Origin of the sequence: Massilia sp. W12 (assembly GCF_037300705.1) — a bacterium.
Classification (GTDB): Bacteria; Pseudomonadota; Gammaproteobacteria; order Burkholderiales; family Burkholderiaceae_D; genus JACPVY01.
This window is the reverse complement of sequence record NZ_CP147776.1, coordinates 463,961-483,880: the sequence shown is the minus strand read 5'-3', so window position 1 is coordinate 483,880 and position 19,920 is coordinate 463,961. Positions and strand designations below refer to the sequence as shown.

The following is a 19,920-nucleotide window of genomic DNA, read 5'->3' as shown; positions in this document are numbered from 1 at the left end:
TAATCTCGCATAATATTACCAGAAAAAAACATGCTTATGAAAATTTGCATGCCAGGCGCCGCTGCATGCAGCAACTTTCCTTACCGTGCAAGGCGATCCGGCAAAACAAAACGGGCCTTGCGGCCCGTTTCCTTTCATGCTCACGTCAGCTCAAGGCTGCTTCAACTTGCCATACTGCACCCCATTGCAAGCGCCCTCATTCCACTTGTAGAGCGCAATATCATTCACGCAATTGCTGCGCATTGTGCATTTGTCTATCGCTTCGCCGCCCCATAAGCGGGAGACGTAGTTGTTCGCGCGCATGAGTTTGGCCAATTCATAAGATTTGCCATCATTGGTCTTGGCGGACAGGTTGTAAAACACCACCTGCTGCGCATTTTTGTCAGAAAACTGATTCGGTGCGCCGAAGATGTCATTCGGTTCATCCGCGTCCGGGCCGACAAAGGCCAGCGCGTCCTGACCACGTTCGCTCAAATAGGTGTTTTGCGTGTCATTGTGATTAAACAGCTGACCGCCATTCAGGACGACAATGATGCGTCCCTGCAATTGGGACATGGCAGGCCAGGCGCCGGCCTGAGCGGCCTGGCGCAGGCTGGCGTAATTCTGTTGCATCTGCTTCGGGGTATACAGTTTGGCCCCGAAAATATTCGCCAGCAGGCGATCCAGATCAGCCGGGCGCCGGCCTTCATTGCTGCCCGACCAGGCTTGTTTTTTATCCAGGAAAATTGTGATCGGCGCGTGCGCAGGGTGCGCCTCACTCCATTTTTTGACATCCGTTAAGCAGGCCGCCAGATCATTTGTGCCCTGGCCATTGCCGCTGCACACATTGTCATTGCCGGATTGGAACAGCGTGCCCGGATTGTGTCGCACAAACCAGCGCCCGGCGCTGCCGCCAAACAAGGCGTCGCGCGTATCCCAGAAATCGATTTCAATATTTTTGACTTTATCCAGCACTTGCAGCAGCGTATTCGCGCCCATCGCGCGCGCAACTGCGTTTTCATAGCAGTTGTGGCAGGTCGGCTGCATGATTTCGTGGTAACGGTCTTGCGCGCTGGCGACGGCAATGCTGCATGCTTGCTGCGCCTGCGCCGGCAGGCTGATGGCGGCCAGCATGGCAAGTTGCATGAGGCGGGTGGAAGAGACAGCAGGCAAACGGAATTGACGCATGGAAAACCTTTCGTTCAGACGCAAGCCGGCGCATGCAGGCGCGACCGGCGGCAAGGGTTAGGGAGAAATCCGGCAGAATTGCCGTACAGAAACAGGGCGCAGTGTAACAGCTGAATGTGACTGCTGTGTTGAGGACTGCTTCAAATTTGCGCGCGGCGCGCTTATGCCGATTGGCTGACGCAATCGCTTCCGGCCAACACCACCTGATTCCGGCCCAGGCGTTTGGCTTCGTACAGTGCGCGGTCGGCTTCTTGAATCAAGCCTGCCGCTTCATGATGGTGTTGCGGCACGCTGGCGGCGACGCCGATGGAAATCGTCACCACTTTGGAAGGATTGCGGCTTTGTGCGTGCTCCAGGCCGAGCGCTTCGACTTTCTGCCGCATCGCAGTGGCGATCATGCAGGCCGATTCGGCATGATTGTCAGGCAAAATCACGGCGAATTCTTCACCGCCATAACGCGCCACCAGATCGGCAGGCCGGTGCAATACGCTGCCAAGCGCGCCGGCGACCTGGATTAAGCAGTCATCGCCGCGCTGGTGGCCGTAATGGTCATTGAAGGCTTTGAAATAATCAATGTCTATCATCAACAGCGAAATCGGAATCCCGGTGCGCTTGGCGCGGCGGAATTCTTTGTCGATACTGACATCAAAATGGCGCCGGTTGGCGATTCCGGTCAGGCCATCTGAAAAAGTCTGCGAACGCAAGACCAGCGCCTGTTCGCGCAATTGGCGCTCGCGCGCCACCGCCACCGAGACGTCGGAAATCTGGATCAGACAGCGCCGGTTATGGTCTTCCGCTTCAATCGGGATTACCGCCACTGCCTGCTGCATGCGATTGCTGGCGGCGGCGTCGCTGGCGTTGGTGTACAGCGCGAACGGCGCCTTGTTCAAAGTTTGCGACAGTAAGGAAGGAAAATTATTGTGCAGCGCCTGCTCCACCGCACTTTCAACGCGTGAGTTGCGCAGATCGGGAAAAAAGTCAAACAGATTCAAGCCCAGAATTTCTTCTGCGCGCACGCCGGAATGTTTTTCCATCCAGCGATTCCACAATACCACCAGATGCTCCTGGTCGAGCACAACCGTGCCGATATTGATGGCCTGCAATACGCATTCGGCCATCCCGGCGACAGTACTGGGGCTGTAATACTTTTTTCTCACGTTGCTCCCACGATCCCTTGCAAATACCGGTTCACCTGGAATTGCAAGTCATGCAAAGCCGAAACATCAAGAATGAAGGCGACATAGCCGTGGATTTGATGTTTTTCCAGCACAAAATCAATGTGCAGCATCAACACCACGGCATCGGCCTGCTCACCGGCGGCGCCGAGAATATCTTCGCTGGTGCCGACATGGTAGGCCGGCAATGAGCCTTCCAGCTCTTGTCCGAAAATATTGGCCAGTGTGCCGACGCAGGAATTCAGGATGATGTTGCCGATTTCGCTCATCGCCTCCTGTTCCATCTCGGTCAGCTCTTTGAGCGGCACCAGCTCACCCACCATCAGACGCACGATTTCCAGGCTTTTATCTTCCGGAAACATCAAAATCGCTTCGGTGGAAAAGGCGCCGGAATAAAACTGACTGATGCCGCAAATTCTGCGCGGTTCATTATTGACCAGCATCAGCGCGGCTTCGGCCCGGTTGACGAAACGGATCGACGGCACCGACATCGTCACTTCTTCATTGACGATGCTGCTCATCGAGGCCGCAGCGTGGCCGACTCCAATATTGAAGATTTCGACCAGCGCATCGTGTTCGATTTCGCTTAAGTTGAACATGGCTGGCTTCCCAGACTGTCCACCACTTCACGGATGCGCGCCTCCGTGATCGGTTTTTCGACAAAGCCCACGCCCAGCGCAATAGCTTTGTTGCGGGTGGCGTCCTGCACGTTCGCGGTCAATAGCGTAATGCGACAGTCGGGATGCAATTGACGCAGCTTTTCCGCCGCCGCCAGGCCGCCCATGCCTGGCATATTCACATCCATCAAAACAAGATCAGGGGTATATTCACTCACTCTTTGCAAGGCGTCTTCGCCGGTGGCGGCTTCTTCCACCTGCCAGCCTGGCCGCAAACTGAGGATGAATTGGCGGGACATCAGCCGGGACACCCGGCTGTCATCGACCACAAGCACTTTTCTGGTATCGTCCATTGGTGAGCAAATCCCGTAAAAGTTAAACGCTGATCAGGCGCAGGCGCTAAGTCCGGCGGCCGGCTGCAATGCAGTCTAACACTTATTTTTATCCGGCTCAAAGCTTGCAAAGCACAGTTTGGCGCGCCGGATGCGATTTTGTTGGGCGCCGCTGCTGCATTTAGTACAATGTCGCCAGTTTGGCAATGCGCCTGATGGGGCTTGTTACGCCGGCGGCGCCGGCGGCAAATTCGCGGCGCGCCTATATTTACCGGGAACCAGCATGACGCAAGATGAAATGAAACAGGCAGTGGCGCGCGCCGCCATCCAATTTGTGGTCGAAGGCGAAATCATCGGGGTCGGCACCGGCTCCACCGCCAATTTTTTCATTGACGAATTAGGCAAAATCCGTGACCGCATCCGTGGCGCTGTCGCTTCCTCTGAAGCCACCGCCAGCCGTCTGCGCGGGCATGGCATCGAGGTGCTGGATTTAAATCAGGTCAGCAGCATTCCGGTGTATATCGACGGGGCCGATGAAATCGACGCCAGCGGCGCCATGATCAAAGGCGGCGGGGCCGCGCTGACGCGGGAAAAAATTGTGGCGTCCGTGGCGCAGCGTTTCATCTGTATCGCCGACGCCTCAAAACTGGTGCAGACCCTGGGCAAATTCCCCTTGCCGGTGGAAGTGATTCCGATGGCGGCGCAAGCGGTGGCGCGCAGCCTGCAGGCCGAAGGCGGCCATGCGCTTTTGCGCATGCGCGACGGCGCCCCGCTGGTGACCGACAATGGCTGCCATATTCTGGATGTGTCGGGCCTGAGCATCACCGATCCGGTGGCGCTGGAGTCGCGCATCAATCAAATCCCCGGCGTGGTCACGGTCGGTCTGTTTGCGCGCCAGGGCGCATCGGTCTGCCTGCTTGGTCATGCTGACCATGTGCAGGAATTGCGTTTCGCATGAATCACGGAGGCTGTATGAAAAAAACTTTGCTCTTATGTGCCGCAGTGCTGACCCTTGCTTCCTGCTCGATGTGGCCGGGCAAAAAAGTATCGCTGGATGAGCCGGTCAAGCCGCCGGTGAAACGGGCCGATGCGCCGGATGAAAATTTTGTCGCCGGCGTGTCGTCGGTGACGGTGGAAAACATGGCGAAAAAAGTCGGTTGCACCGGCGGCCCCGGCGCCGCGCGCGTGTCTGACAAAGGCCCGGTGGAAATCTACCGTATGCAATGCAGCAACGGCCAGGTATTCCAGGCGCGCTGTGAATTGCGCCAGTGCAAGCAAATCTGAGTTAAAAAAACAAACTGGGGCAAATTGCGGCGCCTGCTCGCCGCATTGACGCTTAGCGGCGGGAGTAGAATGCATTGTCCATTCCGTTCCCGCCCGCGCCATGATAAATACTGCCGCCTTTGTCGAACAAATCTACTCCCGCTTCCTGGGCCGCAGCGCCGACACTGCCGGCCGCAGCTATTGGACGCAAGCGATTGACAACGCCAGCGTCACACCGGCGCAAGCCACGCTGGCCCTGATCAACAGCAGTGAATTCGCCAACACCGTGTTGCCGGTGGCGCGCCTGTATTACGCCGCATTTGGCCGGGTGCCGGATGGCGATGGCTTGAATTTCTGGCTGGCCCAGGTCAAGCGCGGCGCCAGCATTTTGCAAATCGCGAATGATTTTTTACGCTCGCCGGAATTCCAGACGCTGTATGGCAAAAATCTGACCGACGACGCCTACGTCGATCAACTGTATAAAAATGTGCTGGGACGGCCTGCCGATGCGGATGGCAAAGCGTATTGGGTCAGCAAGCTGAGCGTGGATAAAATCACGCGCGCCCAGGTCTTGAACGCTTTTTCCGATTCGGCTGAGCTGTCGAGCACCAAAAACCCGGAAATCCGCATCATTGTCGAATACCAGTCCCTGACCGGAGTAACGCCGGATAAAACCGAAGTCGCCAGCGCGCTGGCGCAGGCCGACCCGCTCGCCCTGCTCACCAAGCTGTACGCCAGCAGCACTTATAACGGAGTGGCCGTGCCCTGGTTCAATCAAAAAGGCGTGGTGCTGGATGGCTATATGCAAGGGGCCAAGCTGTTTGTGGATCGCAACGGCAACCATGTGCAAGACGGCGGGGAAGTGGCGGCCACGGTGGACCTGCAAGGCAATTTCAGCTTCAAAGGGGTGGAGAGTTTTCATGGCGTGCTGGTGTCGCAAGGCGGGCGCGATATCGCCACCAATCACGACAACATCATGTCTTACACCGCGCCGGCCGGCTCGCGCGTGCTCAATCCTTTGAGCACGCTGCTGGAAAAAACCATGCGCGCGCAAAAAGTCAGCATCGATCTGGCGCAAAACCTGCTGAATTCGCGCCTGGATCTGGCGGCGGAGTTTGACGCCACCGCCTTCGATCCGATCACCCAGGCGGTGCGCACCGACACCACCACCGATGCGGTGGCGGCGGCGCTCAAGGCGCAGCGCATTGCGGCAACCGTGAATATGGATGCGCGCTTACTCGCCTCGACGCTGCTGGCCACCGGCGTCACGAGCGATGTGCAGCGCGCCTCCGATGCCGCGTTTGACACCATGACGCGGATTTTGCTGCGCGAAGGACAAAGCGGGCCGCTGGATTTCAATGACGCCACCCATTTTGCCGACGCGGCCCAAACCGCCGCCTTGCTGGCCAGCGCCGACAGCGTAAGTCTGGAAAAAATCAACCGCCTCGGCGCGGATCTGGCCGTGGTGATCGGCAATATGAATGCCGCCATCGCCGGCGTGAATGACGCGGACGCCGCCGCCAGTCTGGCGCGTCAGGCGCAAGTCAGCTGGGTGGCGGAAGAATTGGCGCTCGGCCTGCTGCAAGACGCGGTGGATGGCGAAATCAACCAGACCCGCCCCAACAGCGAAGGCGAGGCGCTCAGCAATGCGCTGGCGCTGGCGCAAAGCAAGCTGGGCCAGTTGTGGCAAGACATCACGCCCCCCACCCTGCTCTCCAGCACTCCGGCGCACAAGGGCGCGCCGGTGCTGCCGGACAGCAATATCGTGCTCAAATTTTCTGAAACCATGTATGCCGGCAGCGGCAATATCACCCTGAGCAACGGCAAGGAAACGCGCACCATCGCGATTACTGACAGCAGCCAGGTGAGCATTGCCGGCGACACCGTGACCATCAACCCCAGTCTCGATTTCAGCGGCGGCAGCACATATGCCGTGACTATGCCCGGCGGCGTGTTGCGCGACCGGGTCGGCAATCCGTATGCAGGCATCACAGATAAAGCCGGCTATACCTTCACGGTGCCGACTGCGGTCAATAAACTGGCCAGCTTGAACGGCGCCACCGGGGCCCGCTTTGACGGCAAGGCGCCATCCGCGATTGTTTCGGTGAGCGGCATGGGCGATGTCAACGGGGACGGATTTGCCGATGTGATTGTCGGCTCCTCCGCCGACACCAATACCGGCTCCAGTTATGTGATTCTGGGACGCGCCAACACGCTGGCGGCGACCAATACTTTTGGCACAGTGGATGGGCGCAGCGTGTTCAAACTCGATGGCGCGGCGGCGGATGATTTTTCCGGTTCCTCGGTGGCGATGGCGGCCGATTTCAATGGCGATGGCATTACCGATATGCTGGTCGGCGCGCCCGGCGCGGATCCGGCCAAAAGCCTGTTTGCCGGCAGTGCGTATCTGGTGCTGGGGAAAAAAACCTTTTCCGCCAGCACGCCTTTGAGCGGTTTGGATGGCAAAACCGGCGTGCGCTTCGATGGCGCGGCGGCGGGCGAATATCTGGGCGCCAGCGTCGCCTCTGCGGGCGATGTGAATGGCGATGGTTTCGATGATCTCTTGATCGGCGCCCCCGGCGCCAATCAGCGCGCCGGAGCCAGTTATCTGGTGTATGGCAAGAGCGCGCTGCCGGGGCTGTCCCTGAATCTGAGCAAGTTAAATGGCAGCAATGGCGCCAAATTCAATGGCGTTGCGGTCAGCGATGCGGTGGGCAGCGTGGTGAGCGGGGCCGGCGATTTCAATGGCGATGGTTTTGACGATATGTTGATGAGCGGCCAGGGCGCAAATGGCGATGACGGCAGCGTCTGGATGGTGTTCGGCAAGTCCGATCCCTTCCCCGCCAGCATGAGTCTGACCAGCATCGACGGGGTCAACGGCGTGCGGCTGAATGGCGCGCAGGGGGAAAGTCTGGGGCGTTCAGTCAGCCGCATCGGCGATATCAATGGCGATGGCTTGGAAGATATTGCGCTGGGCGCATTCCGTGGCGATAAAAGCGCCGGCCTGACGTATGTGCTGTTTGGCAAAAGCAACAGTTTTGATCCGGCCTATTCGGTGGCGCAGCTGGATGGCATTACCGGCTTCATCATCCATGGCGAAGCGGCGAATGATTTGAGCGGAATCGCGGTGGCGCGCGCCGGCGATGTGAATGGCGACGGCCTGGACGATATGTTGATCGGCGCACGCGATGCGCGCAGCAAAGCCGGTTCGACCTATTTGCTGTATGGCTCGCGCGATCCGTTTGCCAAAGACATCTATCTCAACAGCATCAACGGGGTCAACGGCATGCGCCTCGATGGCGTCACCGGGGACTGGTCGGGCGGCTCCGTCAGCGCTGCCGGCGACATCAATGGCGACGGCTATGGCGACCTGGTGATTGGCGCGCAAAATGCGCAAAACGGCATCGGTTCGGCGTATGTCGTGCTGGGCGGCAATTTCAATCAGCGTGTCACGCTTTCCGGCACCACCAAGGCCGAAACGATTACCGGCACGAATGCGGCGGATGTGATCAGCGGCGACCAGGGCAACGATACGATTCTCGGCGCCGGCGGCGCGGATGTGATTCACGGCGGGGCCGGGAATGATGTGATCAGCGTGGACAGCGCCGATTTCCGCCTGATTAACGGTGGCGGCGGCACGGATATCTTGAAATTCAACGGCGCCGACATGAGTTTTGACAGCGGGCCGAACGGCCATCGCCTGCGCTCGATCGAAACGATTGATCTGACCGGGACAGGCAATAACAGCATCACCCTGTCCGCGCGCACCGTGCTGGATATCTCAGAACTCGGGAATACCCTGACCATCCTGGGCAATGCCGGCGATACCGTGTTTTTAAGCGGGGCCTGGAACGATAATGGCGTGGGCAAATCCGGCCACACCTACAATCTGGGGGCGGCGATTGTGATTGTCGGGGCCGCCTTGACGGTGGAGGTAACAGGTTAGCAGCCAGAATATATTAGTAATTATCAAACAGAAATTCAATCTGAGAAGCGCCCCTGCGCAACGCCCCGGCGCAGACATCATCGGCGCCTGCCAATGCCCCAAACAGCCGCTGCCTGTGGCGCTGCTATGTGCGTTTTTCCGCCCCTGCCGGAGGTTTTTTTGACGCGCCGGGCGCCAGTCCATGCATGTGCCGAAAAGGTGTTATGATGCTCGCCTCGCAGCACCCCTAATGTTGCTTTACTGTCACCGTGAGGAAACAAAATGTCTCTGATCAATACCGAAGTCAAGCCGTTCTCCACCACTGCTTATCAGAATGGCGAATTTGTCACCATCACCGAAGCCAATCTGAAAGGCAAATGGTCGGTGTTCTTCTTCTACCCGGCCGATTTCACCTTCATCTGCCCGACCGAATTGGGCGATCTGGCTGACAGCTACGCCAAGTTCCAGGAACTGGGCGTGGAAATTTATGGCGTGTCCACCGACAACCATTTCACCCACAAAGCCTGGGCGGACTCTTCCCCGACCATCGCCAAAGTCAAATACCCGCTGCTGGGCGACGCCAATGGCCGTCTGAGCCGCAATTTTGACGTGATGATCGAAGACGAAGGCATGGCCCTGCGCGGCACCTTCCTGGTGAACCCGGAAGGCAAAATCATTCTGTCCGAAGTGCACGACAACAGCATTGGCCGCGACGCCGGCGAATTGCTGCGCAAAGTGCAAGCCGCACAATTCGTGGCCGCCAATCCTGGCCACGTCTGCCCGGCGCGCTGGACTCCGGGCGCAGCCACGCTGCAACCGTCCGCCGCTCTGGTTGGCAAGATCTGATTTTTTCAGATGGCAAAAAAACGGCAGGCGCGCAGCCTGCCGTTTTTTTATATTTCTGCCCACTCAATCCTCTTCCACTTTGAGCGCTTCGAGTTCTTTCAAATAGTCCTGCACCGGGAAAATGCCACGCGCCGGTGGCGTCATACGTGCTTCCAAACCGGCTTGCACCAGCGCATACCGATCCACACCACGCTCTTGAAAATGTAAATTCAGCACATAGCCTTGCTGTGGAGTTTGTTCACGCGGCGCAAATTCCCAGATATGCAACACGCTTTGCATCTTGCCATCTTGGCTGAAGCTCCTCGTTGCGCCATGCAGTATTACCTCATAACTGACGCGCGCATGTCTTAGCCCTGCTTGCAATTCGACATCAACTTGCCCTCTGTCTGATGCGCCATCCGCATTCTTTTGCAAATAGGTCTGCAAGACCTTGAGCACGTCGCTATGGTGGCCGACTTTTGCGGCCAGCGCCTCATCCGTTTCCTGCTGCAATTGCAACCCGCTTTTTATCACCAAAGCCGGACAGTGATTCATGAAGCGCTTGATATACGCCAAAATTTCCTGCCCGGATAATTCTTTGTTGCGGATTTTGCTTTCCATCTCTGCCGCAGTCTGGCTGTAAGCGACCACAGGCAAAAAGGTGAGCAGGATTGAGAATATTCCAGCTTTCATGCGCGCTCTCCGGGCATCAAAATAGTAAGTATTCGATGCTAACATCAGTCCGCCTCGAAACATGTTTGTGCAAAGACCTATTCCAAATGCGCCCCCAGCTTGCGTTCCTGACGCGCCTGCTTCGCCGCCGCCCCTTCTTCCCCATTGCCCTGCTGCAAATTGCGCGCCAGGCCAATCGCCAGAATATCCACCATGATCAATTGCAAGAGCCGCACCACCATCGGGATATAGTGCAAATCGCCTTCCGCATGATCCAGATGCAGGCAGACATCGGCCAGACGCGCCAGCGGTGAGCCGTGCGGGCAAATCGCAATCAACTGGCCGCCCCGGGCGCGCGCGGCGCGCGCCGCTTGCAGCAATTCTTCCAACTGACCCGAGCGCGAAATCGCCAGCGCCACGTCGCCGGCGCGCAGCAGGCGTGCGCTCATTAACTGATTTTGCAAGTCGGGGAAATAGCTGGTGCGCAAGCCCAGGTGCAGAAATTTTTGCAGGGCGTCTTCCGCCACCAGGCGCGCCGAGCCGACGCATAAAATTTCAATATGCTGGGCGTGCTGCAGCAATTCCAGCGCGGCATTGAGTTGGCGCGGGTTGATGGTGTCGCGCAAAGACATGGCGGCGTGCGCGCTGTTGGCCAGCACTTTATCGCTGACTTCTGCAGTCGAATCGCCAAACCGGATCTGCGAATGGGCAATCGCAATCGTGCCGGTCAAACCGGCGGCCAGTTTGAGTTTGAATTCCGCCAAGCCCTGCAAATTCAGTGAGCGGCAAAAGCGCATCACGGTTGGCTGGCTGACGCCGGCCTGGCGCGCAATTTCGCCGATGGGTGAAGACAGCACCGCGCGCGGATCTTGCAGCACCCAATCGGCCACCTTGCATTCGGACGGACTCATACGCTGACGCGCCTGGGCGATGGCGTCTAAAATCGGCGTGCTGCCGGCTTTCGCCCCCAGCTTTTCCGCCAGCACCGCCGACACGCCGATGAAGCCGGGATTGTCGCCGGTGATCAAAAATGTGGGAATCTGCCGCATGTAATCGGTAAACCGGCCCTTGTCTTCAAAACGCTGGCGGAACAGCGAATCATCAAACAGGCGGCCAAAATGCGGCACAATGCCGCCGCCGATATAGATGCCGCCCAAAGCGCCCAGAGTCAGCGCCACATTGCCGGCCACTGTGCCCAGCATGGCGCAAAAAGTTTGCACCACGTCCTGGCACAGACTGTCGCCCTGCAAGGCGCGCGCGCTGACCTGTTCTGCGCTCAAGGGCGCTTCCTGCCGTCCCTGCATATGCGCCAAGGCCAGATACATCAGTTCCAGGCCGGGGCCGGATAACAGGCGCTCGGTCGAAACATGGGTGTAGCGCTGCATGGCGTAATCCAAAATCGCCATTTCACGCTTATCGCGCGGCGCGAAACTGGCGTGGCCGCCTTCGCTGCCCAGCGCAATCCAGCGATCATCCGCCGGAATCATGCCCGACACGCCCAGACCGGTGCCGGCGCCGAGTAAGCCGATCACGCTGTCGCTGCGCGCCTGACCGGGGCCGATCTGGCGCTTTTGCCCTGCCGGCAAATGCGGCAGCGCCATCGCCAGCGCGGTAAAGTCATTGATTACCAAAAGCGTGAACCAGCCCAGCGCATGACGCATGGCTTCAATCGAGAAGGCCCAATCATGGTTGGTCAAGCGCACCTGATCGCCATCGACCGGATTGGCCAGGGCCAGCGCAGCATGGCGCACATTCGCGCTGCCTGCTGCTTGCGCCTCAGCGCTGTCAAGATAGGCGCGCACCGCCGCTTCCAGCGTGGGCCAGTCGCGGCAGGGCATCACCGCCAGCGCAGCTTGCACGCCAGGCGCGGTTTCCAGCACAAAGCGGGCATTGGTGCCGCCGATATCGGCCAGCAGGCGCGGCCCGTCAGCATAAGGTTGATCGACAGCAAAGCGGGAGGTAGTCATAAGCGGGAATCCTTTTGATCACCCGCCTATTGTAGGGCAGTTGCGGCGTTACGTATTTTTAATACGCAAATTTTTGCATAATTTGTGTAGTGAGATTACTTCACGCCACAGCCAATTGCATGCCCTGGCAGTGCCGCAGGCTGGCGGCGATGCAATCCAGCACGGCGGAAATTTGCTGATGAATGAAGAAATGTTCGCCATCCAGCCATTCGATGCGGCAATAAGTGGCGGTTTCGCGCGACCAGCCATCGACTTGCTCGGGGGTGGTGCGGCGGTCGCGCCGTCCGGCCAGCACCGTGACCGGGATGTGCAAAGCGGGCGCGGGGAAAAATTGCCAGGTTTCGACCATCGCGAAGTCTGCCCGCAAGACCGGCAAAATCGCCTGCATGGCGGCTTCGCTGGCCAGTGCTTCGGGCGGCATGGCGTCGGCTTGCAACAGGGTTTGGCGCAGGGTTTCGTCGTCCAGTTTGTGCCAGGCGCGCGGCGCGCTGCGGTATTGCGGCGCGGCCAGACCGGAAACCAGCAAGATTTGCGGCAGCGGCAGGGCGTGCAATTGGCAATAACGGGTGAGTTCATAGGCCAGCAAACCGCCCATGCCATGGCCGAAGAAGGCAAAAGGTAAATGGCTATGCTGGGTGATCACTGGCGCCAGCGCTTTGACCAGCGCCGGCAGCGAGGCGTAAGGCGTTTCCGCGCTGCGCTGGGCGCGTCCGGGCAATTGCACGGCGCAGACTTCAACGCCGCCGCCCAGACGCAACTCCAATCCGGCCTGCCAATCCCGGTAATGGCCGGCATTGCCGCCGGCGTGGTGAAAGCAGAACAGGCGAAAGCGACGCGGTGCGTTACCGTGCCGCAGCAGCCAGGGATTGGGTTGCTGGGTCATGATGTTCCAAATAATTGCGCAGGGGAAATAAAAGACAAACTGCGCGATTATAAGGATTTTCAGAAATCAGTCAAGGTAGAAAGGCTCAGGAATCCCGGCCACATCCAGATTCAAGGCCAAGAGCTTGCCTGAGGCCGGGTAATCGGCCAATTCCTGCGCGCTGCGGCCACGGCTGGCGCTGGTCACAAACAGGGTGCGCAGATCCGGCCCGCCGAACGCCAGCATGGTCGGGCAGCGCACTGGCAGTTGGATTTCATGCAGAATTTGCGCATTCCCGCCGATGCACAGCAAGCGCCCGCCTTCAAACATGGCGCACCAGTAATTGCCGTTCGCGTCAATCGCCGCGCCATCCGGGCGGCCACCGTAGTTTTGCGTTTTGTCCTGTGGGAATTGCAACCAGACTTCGCCCGGGCCGACCTGGCCGGCATCAACATTAAAACCAAAGCGGCGGATCTGATGTGAGGTGGTGTCGGCCTGATACATCGCCACCGGGCCAAACGCTAAGCCATTGCTGACCGTGGCGCCGCCCTGCCACACCGTGCGCAACTGGCCGCGCTCCAGGCACAGCATCATGGCGTCCTGCTTATCGCGCGGCTCATACATAGTGCCGACCCAGAAGCGGCCACGCGCATCGACTTTGCCGTCATTCACGCGCATGGTGGCAGTGTCGTATGGCGTATCGCAGATTGCCGTCTGCTCGCCGTTTTCCGTATTCAAATGAATGAAGGCGTTGCGGGTGGCGACGATCAAACCGCCGCGTGCGGCCAGGGCGATGCTGGCGGCGTCCGACGGCATTTTCCAGCTGCTATGACGGCGCGAAGGCCAGCGCAGACGGTGCACCGTGGCGGCGGGGATATCCACCCAGTACAAAGATTGTTCACGCGCGCTCCATAAGGGCGATTCGCCGACTTGCATGACTTCATCAAATGCAATTTCACATGTAATTTGCTTGCTCATATTCTCAGCCTTGAAACGACAAAAACGCGGCAGGGTCTGCCGCGTTTTTAAAAGCTGCCCGCAAGGGGCAGGGACTCAATCGAACACCGGGGTTTCGACGCCCAGAATCTTGTGCAACTTGGGCGAGGTGGTGGTGTACTGCATGTGGATCTTCTTTTCCGGGAAGATGTACGGGGCGGCGCCGAAAGCCGCCAATGCCGCTTCGTGGAAGCCGGACAAAATCAATTTCTTCTTGCCCGGATAGGTGTTGATGTCACCCACCGCGAAAATGCCCGGCACATTGGTTTCAAATTTTTCGGTGTTCATCACTTTGAGCTGCTTGCGCTCAATGTCCAGGCCCCATTCGGCGATCGGGCCGAGTTTCGGCGAGAGACCGAAAAACACCAGCAGCATATCCATCGGCACGCGGCGCGTCACGCCATCGGCGCCGGTGACTTTGACTTCCGTCATGACGCCATCGCGCTCTTCCAGCCCCGTGACTTGACCGGTGATCAGCTGCATTTCATAGTTGTCGCACAACTCTTTCATCTTGGCCACGGAAGCCGGCGCGGCGCGGAAATCATCGCGCCGGTGCACCAGCACCACCGATTCCGCCTTGCCCACCAGATCCAGCGTCCAGTCCAGCGCGGAATCGCCGCCGCCGCAAATCACCAGATTCTTGCCATGGAACAGTTCCGGTTTGCGCACACGGTAAAACACCTGTTTTTCTTCAAACGCTTCGATGCCATCCACTTTCAGGGTGCGCGGCTGGAAGGAGCCGACGCCGGCGGCGATGAAAATGGTTTTGGTGATGAATTTCGTGCCGGTCGAGGTTTCCAGATTGAAACGCCCATCTTCACGTTTTTCCACCAGGGTGACTTCCTGCCCCAGATGGAAAGTCGGGCCAAACGGCTCGATCTGCTTCATCAGATTGTCGGTCAGTTCCTGACCGGTGCACACCGGCACTGCCGGGATATCGTAAATCGGTTTGTCGGGATACAGTTCCACACACTGGCCGCCAACGTGCTGCAAAGAGTCGATGACGTGCGCTTTGATTTCCAGCAATCCAAGTTCAAACACTTGAAACAAACCGACCGGGCCGGCGCCGACGATCACGGCATCGGCGTCGATCACGCCGTTTTGAGTGCCTTCAGACCTGGTATTCATATCGTTCCTTGATAATCAATTCACAAAAATGCTGCACAAACCCGCATCATGCGGGTTATATAAGGAGAATCAGCGTTCGAGATATTGCAGCTTGTCCTGCACGTCTTTCCATTCCTCAGCGTCAGCCAGCGGAGTTTGCGTTTTGGTAATGGAAGGCCACTTGCGCGACAGTTCTGCATTGAGTTTAATGAATTGGACTTGTGCGCCCGGCACATCCTCTTCCGCATAAATTGCGTCCACCGGACATTCCGCCACGCACACTGCGCAGTCAATGCATTCGTCCGGGTCAATTGCCAGAAAGTTCGGGCCAACACGGAAGCAGTCAACCGGGCAGACGTCCACGCAATCGGTATAACGGCAGCGGATGCAGGATTCGGTCACTACATGAGTCATGATTTTCCTATCGAAAAAAATGGCGAGCAGGGCAGGCGCGCGATGCGCAATCTGCCGGAAAATTCCTGAGCGGCATGCTCAACTACTCTGTGAATGCTGCATTTTAAGGCAAAACCGCGCTCCCCACAATTTTCCCTTAGATCAAATCCCTATATGCAAATACAGCCGCCGCATGCGCCAAGACGACATACCGCCGGACAGTGACGCACACAGAATGCTGGCTAGTGCTTCCTGCTTTGGGTTAAGGTAACGCTTTCCCTCCAATTTCTGCAGATGACCATGAGCAGCAGTCCCGCCTCCGACGCCAGCCGCGCCGCCATCTTCGCCCGCATCCGCGCCGCGCGCCAGGCGCGCGATAGCCTGCATGCGCAAGAACGGGCGGCGGCGCAGGCCTGGATCGGGCAGCCTGCGCCCGGCCCCAGGCCGCATATCGCCGCGCATGATTTACTGCCGCGCTTTTGCCAGCAGGCGCAAAAAATGTCAGACAGCCTGGTTTTACTGGATGCGCCGGAGCAAATCCCTGCCGCCGTGGCGGATTTTCTGCGCCGGCACAGCTTGCCGCCTGCATTGCCGCTCTGGCCGCAATTCGCCGCGCTCGACTGGGCCGCAGCCGGGGTGCAGGCGCAAGTGCGCGCCGCGCAGGCGGATGACGCCTGCGCCTTGACCGGCAGCTATTGCGCGGTGGCTGAATGCGGCAGCCTGCTCTTATTAAGCAGCGCTGAGCAGGCCTTGAAAAACGCGATTCTGCCGCCAAACCATATCGCGGTGCTGCAGCAAAGCCGCATCGTGCCTGATATGGAAGCCGCATTTGCCCTGCTGCGCGCGGAAGGCCGCAGCCTGCCGCGCAGCGCGATGTTTATTTCCGGCCCCTCGCGCACTGGCGATATTGAACAAACCATCGTGCTGGGCGCACATGGGCCGCAGCGCGTGCATGTGCTGTTGTTACGCAGTCCGGCAGAGGATGCGGAACTGCCCTAAAATCCCCCGCCAAGAGACAATGAAGACAGGGAGTACAGCATGTGGCGACAAGCTTGGCGAATGACAATGCGCGATTGGCGCGCCGGACAATTGCGCTTCTTACTGGCGGCGCTGACGCTGGCGGTGGCGGCCTTGTCCGCCGTCGGCTTTTTCACCAACCGGATTGAACGCGCCCTGCTGCGCGATGGCGCGCAAACCCTGGCGGCGGATGTCTTGCTCAGCGCGCCGCGCCCGCTGCCGCCGGAATGGCGCAATCAAGCGCGCGAGGCCGGCTTGCAAGTCAGCGCCACCGTGATCTTTCCCAGCATGGCGCAAAGCCTGGATGGCGAGCAAAGCATTCTGGCCTCAGTCAAAGCAGTGGATCAGGGTTACCCCTTGCGGGGCCGCTTGAAGCTGACTGAAAAAACGCAAGACATGGAAGGCGCGCCGGCGCAAGGGATTCCGGGGCGCGGTGAAATCTGGCTGGACCAGGATGTGCTGGAGCGCTTGCAACTCAAAGTGGGCGCACGCCTGCGCCTGGGCGACAGCGAATTCACCATCAGCCGCATCATCCGCGCCGAACCGGATCGCGGCGCCAGCTTTATGAATTTCGCGCCGCGCGTCATGATCAATCTGGCCGACCTGGCCGCCACCGGCCTGGAGCAACCCGGCGCGCGCATCGGCTACCGCATGCTGTTAGCCGGCGCGGAAGGTCAAGCCCTGGCCTTTGCCAAACAAATCGAAACCCGCATCGAGCAGCAAAAAATCAAGGGCGTGCGGATTGAAAGCCTGAACGGCGGCCAGCGCGAAACCCGCAACACGCTCGACCGCGCACGCGCCTTCCTGTCCCTGGTCGGGATGCTGGCCGGAATGCTGGCGGCGCTGGCGATTGCGCTGGCGGCGCGCCGCTTCGCACTGCGCCAGATCGACAGCGTGGCGATGTTGCGCTTTTTCGGCCTGGCGCAGCGCCAGGTTTTGCAAATCTATGTGATTGAATTCTTGCTGCTGGGCTTGGCCGCCAGCCTGCTGGGCGCGCTGATCGGCTTTCTGGCCCACTTCGCGCTCACCCATTGGCTGGCCGGTTTGATCACCAGCGAATTGCCGCCGCTCTCGCTGCTGCCGGCAGCGCAAGCCTTATTGCTGGGCTTGGTGTTTGTCGCCGGCTTTGCCTTGCCGCCGCTGCTGCAATTGGCCGACGTGCCGCATAACCGTGTGCTGCGGCGCGATACCGGCGCCCCCAAAGCCGGCGCGCTGGCGGTATATGGCATGGGGGTGGCCGCCTTCCTCGGCCTGATGTTATGGCAAGCCGGCGATCTGCTCTTAGGGCTGCTGGTGTCCGGCGGTTTCGCCGCCGCCTGCGCCATCTTCGCCGGCGTGGCCTGGCTGATGTTGCGCGTTTTGCGCAGCCTGCGTCACCGCCTGCCCTGGCCATCCTGGCGCTATGCCCTGACATCTCTGCAGCGCCGCCCCGGCGCCACCGTCTTGCAAGTCACCTCGCTGGCGCTCGGCTTGTTTGCGATTTTGCTCTTGACCACAGAGCGGAATGATTTGCTGCAAGCCTGGAGCAAAAACATGCCGGCGGATGCGCCCAACCGCTTCCTGATTAATGTGCAGCCGGATCAAGTCAAAGAAGTCGATGCCCGCATCGATGCCCTGGCCCCGCCGCAGCGCTCCGCCCTGTATCCCATGTATCGTGGACGCCTGACCGCGCTCAATGGCAAAGCCGTGAATGGCAAGGATTATGAAAACGAGCGCGCGCGCAATCTGGTGGAGCGCGAATTCAATCTGTCCGCTTTTGCCGCGCTGCCGCCGGACAATCAGATCAGCGCAGGCGCCTGGTTTGGCCCGCAAGCGAAAGCCGAAGCCTCGGTTGAAAGCGGCTTGGCGAAAACCCTCACCCTTAAATTGGGGGACACCATGGAATTTGATGTCGGCGGCTTGCGCGTGCCGGTCAAAATCACCAGCCTGCGCAAATTGGACTGGAATGCGATGCGCATCAATTTCTTTGTCATCATGTCGCCCGATATGTTGGGACAGATCACCCCCAGCTACGCGACTGCCTTTCATTTGCGCGCCAATCAGAGCACGCAAGCAAATGCGCTCACGCGCGATTTTCCGAATCTGACCCTGATTGATGTCAGCCTGATCCAAAAGCAGGCGCGCGACATCTTGCAGCAAGTCGCCAACGCGGTTGAATTCCTGTTCCTGTTCACCCTGGCCGCCGGGGTGCTGGTGCTGTACGCCGCGCTGCTCGGCTCGCAAGAAGAGCGCATGCGCGAGGCGGCCTTGCTGCGCGCGCTGGGCGCCTCGGCGCGTCAGTTGTGGCGCGCGCAATTAGTCGAATTTTTATTGATCGGCAGCGTGGCCGGCGTGCTGGCGGCCGCCGCCGCTGGCGTACTGGCCGGCGTGCTGGCGCTGCTGATTTTTGAATTCCCCTGGGAATGGGGGCCGCAATCTTTGCTGGTGGGCAGCCTGCTTGGCGCCATCTGCGCGATTGCCGGCGGGGTTTTGGGCTTGCGCGGCATTTTGCAGCGTCCGCCTTTAAGTACTTTGCGGGAAATTTAATCAGCGCCGCAAAGCTTTTTTATATTGATGAAAAATCACCGGAGTTAAACAATGAAAGTCGGAATTTATGTGGATGTCTCAAATATTGTGATGAATGGCGGCTTTGGCATGCGTTACGATATTCTGCAAGCTTTCGCCTGTCGTGACGGTTCAGACGCGATGCGGCTGAACACCTATGTCAGCTTTGATCAGGAACGCGCCAACAGCGACCCCTTGTATGGTGAAAAACAGGCGCGCTTTCACGCTGTGCTGCGTGACCTCGGCTATAAAGTGATCATCAAAGAAACCAAGTGGTATACCGATGACACCGGCGCACGCATCGGCAAATCGAATGTGGATCTGGATCTGGCGGTGGATGTGCTGCTGCAATCCTGCGCCCTCGACCGCGTCTTGCTGGTGACCGGCGACGGCGATTTTGTGCAAGTTGTGCGCGCCCTGCAAAACAAGGGTTGCCGCGTGGAGTGCATTGCGTTTGATAACGTATCCCACGATTTGCGCAAAGAAGTGGATTTATTCACCCCCGGCTATCTGATTCCGGGCTTGCTGCCGATCATTATTGATGAGCAGAAAATGCGCTGGGAAGTTGGCAGCTGGGTGCGCGGGGTGATGATTTCTTTCGACCCGAACAAGCATTACGGCTTCTTCCGCTTCATCAACAATATCAATGGCAAGCTGTGGCTGACCGATTCGCGCGATCCGGATTCGGCTTATCTGACCGCGTATTTCAATGAAAAGGACTTGCCGCTGAACTGCGATGCGCAAACCCATTTCAATCGCGGCTCGATCTTTGAATTCCGGGTGGAAAGCAGCGGCGAAGGCAAATACCACGCCACCAATATCCGCCTGATCCGCAGCAACCGGCTTTAAAACAAAGCGCGCTCATGCCTTCGGGTGTGGGCGCTGCTGTCTTAAGTCCAAGCTAAAAAACTGTCCGGGGATTTTTGCACGTCAAGGACGCTGACACCCGCTTCAATCAGGTGAGTGGCGTCGCTATGGCGCAGACTCGCTGCAGCACCTTTTTTGATCCACTGCTATCAGACGCAGGCTTATCGCTGGGCGCAACCCTGCCTGCACTT

Annotated in this window: 17 protein-coding genes; 7 read left to right on the top strand and 10 right to left on the bottom strand. The window is 58.8% G+C overall.

The genetic code is table 11. From position 1 onward, the window contains the following. Window positions 1-150: 150 nt before the first annotated feature. The 4 genes from V8J88_RS01875 to V8J88_RS01860 all read right to left on the bottom strand — a co-directional run bounded on the left by V8J88_RS01875 (window position 151) and on the right by V8J88_RS01860 (window position 3,312). The gene (locus V8J88_RS01875) at window positions 151-1,167 is read right to left on the bottom strand and encodes a Ca2+-dependent phosphoinositide-specific phospholipase C (RefSeq protein WP_338847449.1); all 1,017 of its coding nucleotides are present in this window, start codon (window positions 1,165-1,167) and stop codon (window positions 151-153) included. Window positions 1,168-1,328: 161 nt separating this feature from the next. Further along, window positions 1,329-2,324 carry a diguanylate cyclase gene (locus V8J88_RS01870; protein WP_338847448.1) on the bottom strand — a complete coding sequence of 332 codons (996 nt, stop codon included), beginning with the start codon at window positions 2,322-2,324 and terminating at the stop codon, window positions 1,329-1,331. Continuing rightward, window positions 2,321-2,941, bottom strand: coding sequence for a chemotaxis protein CheC (locus V8J88_RS01865; protein WP_338847447.1), 621 nt, complete (start codon window positions 2,939-2,941; stop codon window positions 2,321-2,323). Before V8J88_RS01865 ends, V8J88_RS01870 begins: the two co-directional genes overlap by 4 nt. Beyond that, a complete protein-coding gene (locus tag V8J88_RS01860) occupies window positions 2,929-3,312 on the bottom strand; it encodes a response regulator (RefSeq protein ID WP_338847446.1) in 384 nt (127 codons plus the stop codon). Before V8J88_RS01860 ends, V8J88_RS01865 begins: the two co-directional genes overlap by 13 nt. A 262-nt stretch (window positions 3,313-3,574) precedes the next feature. On the opposite strand from V8J88_RS01860, the gene rpiA reads away from it, so the two are divergent. From rpiA to ahpC, 4 genes are all read left to right on the top strand, one after another. After that, on the top strand, window positions 3,575-4,249 hold the full coding sequence (rpiA, locus tag V8J88_RS01855; RefSeq protein WP_338847445.1) for a ribose-5-phosphate isomerase RpiA: 675 nt from the start codon (window positions 3,575-3,577) through the stop codon (window positions 4,247-4,249). A gap of 14 nt (window positions 4,250-4,263) precedes the next feature. Beyond that, window positions 4,264-4,575, top strand: a complete 312-nt coding sequence (locus V8J88_RS01850; protein WP_338847444.1) for a hypothetical protein — start codon at window positions 4,264-4,266, stop codon at window positions 4,573-4,575. Between the two features lie 100 nt (window positions 4,576-4,675). Then, window positions 4,676-8,500, top strand: a complete 3,825-nt coding sequence (locus V8J88_RS01845; protein WP_338847443.1) for a DUF4214 domain-containing protein — start codon at window positions 4,676-4,678, stop codon at window positions 8,498-8,500. 261 nt (window positions 8,501-8,761) lie between these two features. Continuing rightward, complete coding sequence (gene ahpC, locus V8J88_RS01840) at window positions 8,762-9,325, top strand: alkyl hydroperoxide reductase subunit C (protein WP_338847442.1); 564 nt, start codon at window positions 8,762-8,764, stop codon at window positions 9,323-9,325. 63 nt (window positions 9,326-9,388) lie between these two features. Here the strand turns inward: ahpC and V8J88_RS01835 are convergent, their stop codons facing one another. The 6 genes from V8J88_RS01835 to fdxA all read right to left on the bottom strand — a co-directional run bounded on the left by V8J88_RS01835 (window position 9,389) and on the right by fdxA (window position 15,322). Beyond that, window positions 9,389-9,997 (bottom strand): hypothetical protein, encoded by a 609-nt coding sequence (locus V8J88_RS01835; RefSeq protein ID WP_338847441.1) that lies wholly within the window; start codon window positions 9,995-9,997, stop codon window positions 9,389-9,391. Window positions 9,998-10,074: 77 nt separating this feature from the next. After that, window positions 10,075-11,943 (bottom strand): glucokinase, encoded by a 1,869-nt coding sequence (locus V8J88_RS01830; RefSeq protein WP_338847440.1) that lies wholly within the window; start codon window positions 11,941-11,943, stop codon window positions 10,075-10,077. Window positions 11,944-12,043: 100 nt separating this feature from the next. Continuing rightward, window positions 12,044-12,826, bottom strand: coding sequence for an alpha/beta fold hydrolase (locus tag V8J88_RS01825; protein ID WP_338847439.1), 783 nt, complete (start codon window positions 12,824-12,826; stop codon window positions 12,044-12,046). A gap of 66 nt (window positions 12,827-12,892) precedes the next feature. Next, the gene (locus V8J88_RS01820) at window positions 12,893-13,783 is read right to left on the bottom strand and encodes an SMP-30/gluconolactonase/LRE family protein (protein WP_338847438.1); all 891 of its coding nucleotides are present in this window, start codon (window positions 13,781-13,783) and stop codon (window positions 12,893-12,895) included. 75 nt (window positions 13,784-13,858) lie between these two features. Further along, window positions 13,859-14,929, bottom strand: a complete 1,071-nt coding sequence (locus V8J88_RS01815; RefSeq protein WP_338847437.1) for an NAD(P)/FAD-dependent oxidoreductase — start codon at window positions 14,927-14,929, stop codon at window positions 13,859-13,861. A 69-nt stretch (window positions 14,930-14,998) separates the two neighbouring features. Further along, window positions 14,999-15,322: a ferredoxin FdxA gene (fdxA, locus tag V8J88_RS01810; protein WP_338847436.1), complete on the bottom strand. Its 324-nt coding sequence runs from the start codon at window positions 15,320-15,322 to the stop codon at window positions 14,999-15,001. Window positions 15,323-15,601: 279 nt separating this feature from the next. Here fdxA and V8J88_RS01805 point away from each other — a divergent pair, with 279 nt between their 5' ends. The 3 genes from V8J88_RS01805 (at window position 15,602) to V8J88_RS01795 (ending at window position 19,711) form a co-directional block, all read left to right on the top strand. After that, window positions 15,602-16,300, top strand: a complete 699-nt coding sequence (locus tag V8J88_RS01805; RefSeq protein WP_338847435.1) for an LUD domain-containing protein — start codon at window positions 15,602-15,604, stop codon at window positions 16,298-16,300. A gap of 66 nt (window positions 16,301-16,366) precedes the next feature. Then, window positions 16,367-18,844, top strand: a complete 2,478-nt coding sequence (locus V8J88_RS01800) for an FtsX-like permease family protein (protein ID WP_338847434.1) — start codon at window positions 16,367-16,369, stop codon at window positions 18,842-18,844. 51 nt (window positions 18,845-18,895) lie between these two features. After that, window positions 18,896-19,711: an NYN domain-containing protein gene (locus V8J88_RS01795; RefSeq protein ID WP_338847433.1), complete on the top strand. Its 816-nt coding sequence runs from the start codon at window positions 18,896-18,898 to the stop codon at window positions 19,709-19,711. Window positions 19,712-19,920 lie beyond the last annotated feature (209 nt).

Bases quoted from the DNA above. Each gene is read 5' to 3' on its own strand.
- V8J88_RS01850 (WP_338847444.1), top strand. From the start codon at position 4,264: ATGAAAAAAACTTTGCTCTTATGTGCCGCAGTGCTGACCCTTGCTTCC.
- V8J88_RS01830 (WP_338847440.1), bottom strand. From the start codon at position 11,943: ATGACTACCTCCCGCTTTGCTGTCGATCAACCTTATGCTGACGGGCCG.
- ahpC (WP_338847442.1), top strand. From the start codon at position 8,762: ATGTCTCTGATCAATACCGAAGTCAAGCCGTTCTCCACCACTGCTTAT.
- V8J88_RS01825 (WP_338847439.1), bottom strand. From the start codon at position 12,826: ATGACCCAGCAACCCAATCCCTGGCTGCTGCGGCACGGTAACGCACCG.
- V8J88_RS01845 (WP_338847443.1), top strand. From the start codon at position 4,676: ATGATAAATACTGCCGCCTTTGTCGAACAAATCTACTCCCGCTTCCTG.
- V8J88_RS01835 (WP_338847441.1), bottom strand. From the start codon at position 9,997: ATGAAAGCTGGAATATTCTCAATCCTGCTCACCTTTTTGCCTGTGGTC.
- V8J88_RS01820 (WP_338847438.1), bottom strand. From the start codon at position 13,783: ATGAGCAAGCAAATTACATGTGAAATTGCATTTGATGAAGTCATGCAA.
- V8J88_RS01875 (WP_338847449.1), bottom strand. From the start codon at position 1,167: ATGCGTCAATTCCGTTTGCCTGCTGTCTCTTCCACCCGCCTCATGCAA.
- V8J88_RS01805 (WP_338847435.1), top strand. From the start codon at position 15,602: ATGAGCAGCAGTCCCGCCTCCGACGCCAGCCGCGCCGCCATCTTCGCC.
- V8J88_RS01815 (WP_338847437.1), bottom strand. From the start codon at position 14,929: ATGAATACCAGGTCTGAAGGCACTCAAAACGGCGTGATCGACGCCGAT.
- V8J88_RS01860 (WP_338847446.1), bottom strand. From the start codon at position 3,312: ATGGACGATACCAGAAAAGTGCTTGTGGTCGATGACAGCCGGGTGTCC.
- V8J88_RS01865 (WP_338847447.1), bottom strand. From the start codon at position 2,941: ATGTTCAACTTAAGCGAAATCGAACACGATGCGCTGGTCGAAATCTTC.
- rpiA (WP_338847445.1), top strand. From the start codon at position 3,575: ATGACGCAAGATGAAATGAAACAGGCAGTGGCGCGCGCCGCCATCCAA.
- V8J88_RS01800 (WP_338847434.1), top strand. From the start codon at position 16,367: ATGCGCGATTGGCGCGCCGGACAATTGCGCTTCTTACTGGCGGCGCTG.
- V8J88_RS01795 (WP_338847433.1), top strand. From the start codon at position 18,896: ATGAAAGTCGGAATTTATGTGGATGTCTCAAATATTGTGATGAATGGC.
- fdxA (WP_338847436.1), bottom strand. From the start codon at position 15,322: ATGACTCATGTAGTGACCGAATCCTGCATCCGCTGCCGTTATACCGAT.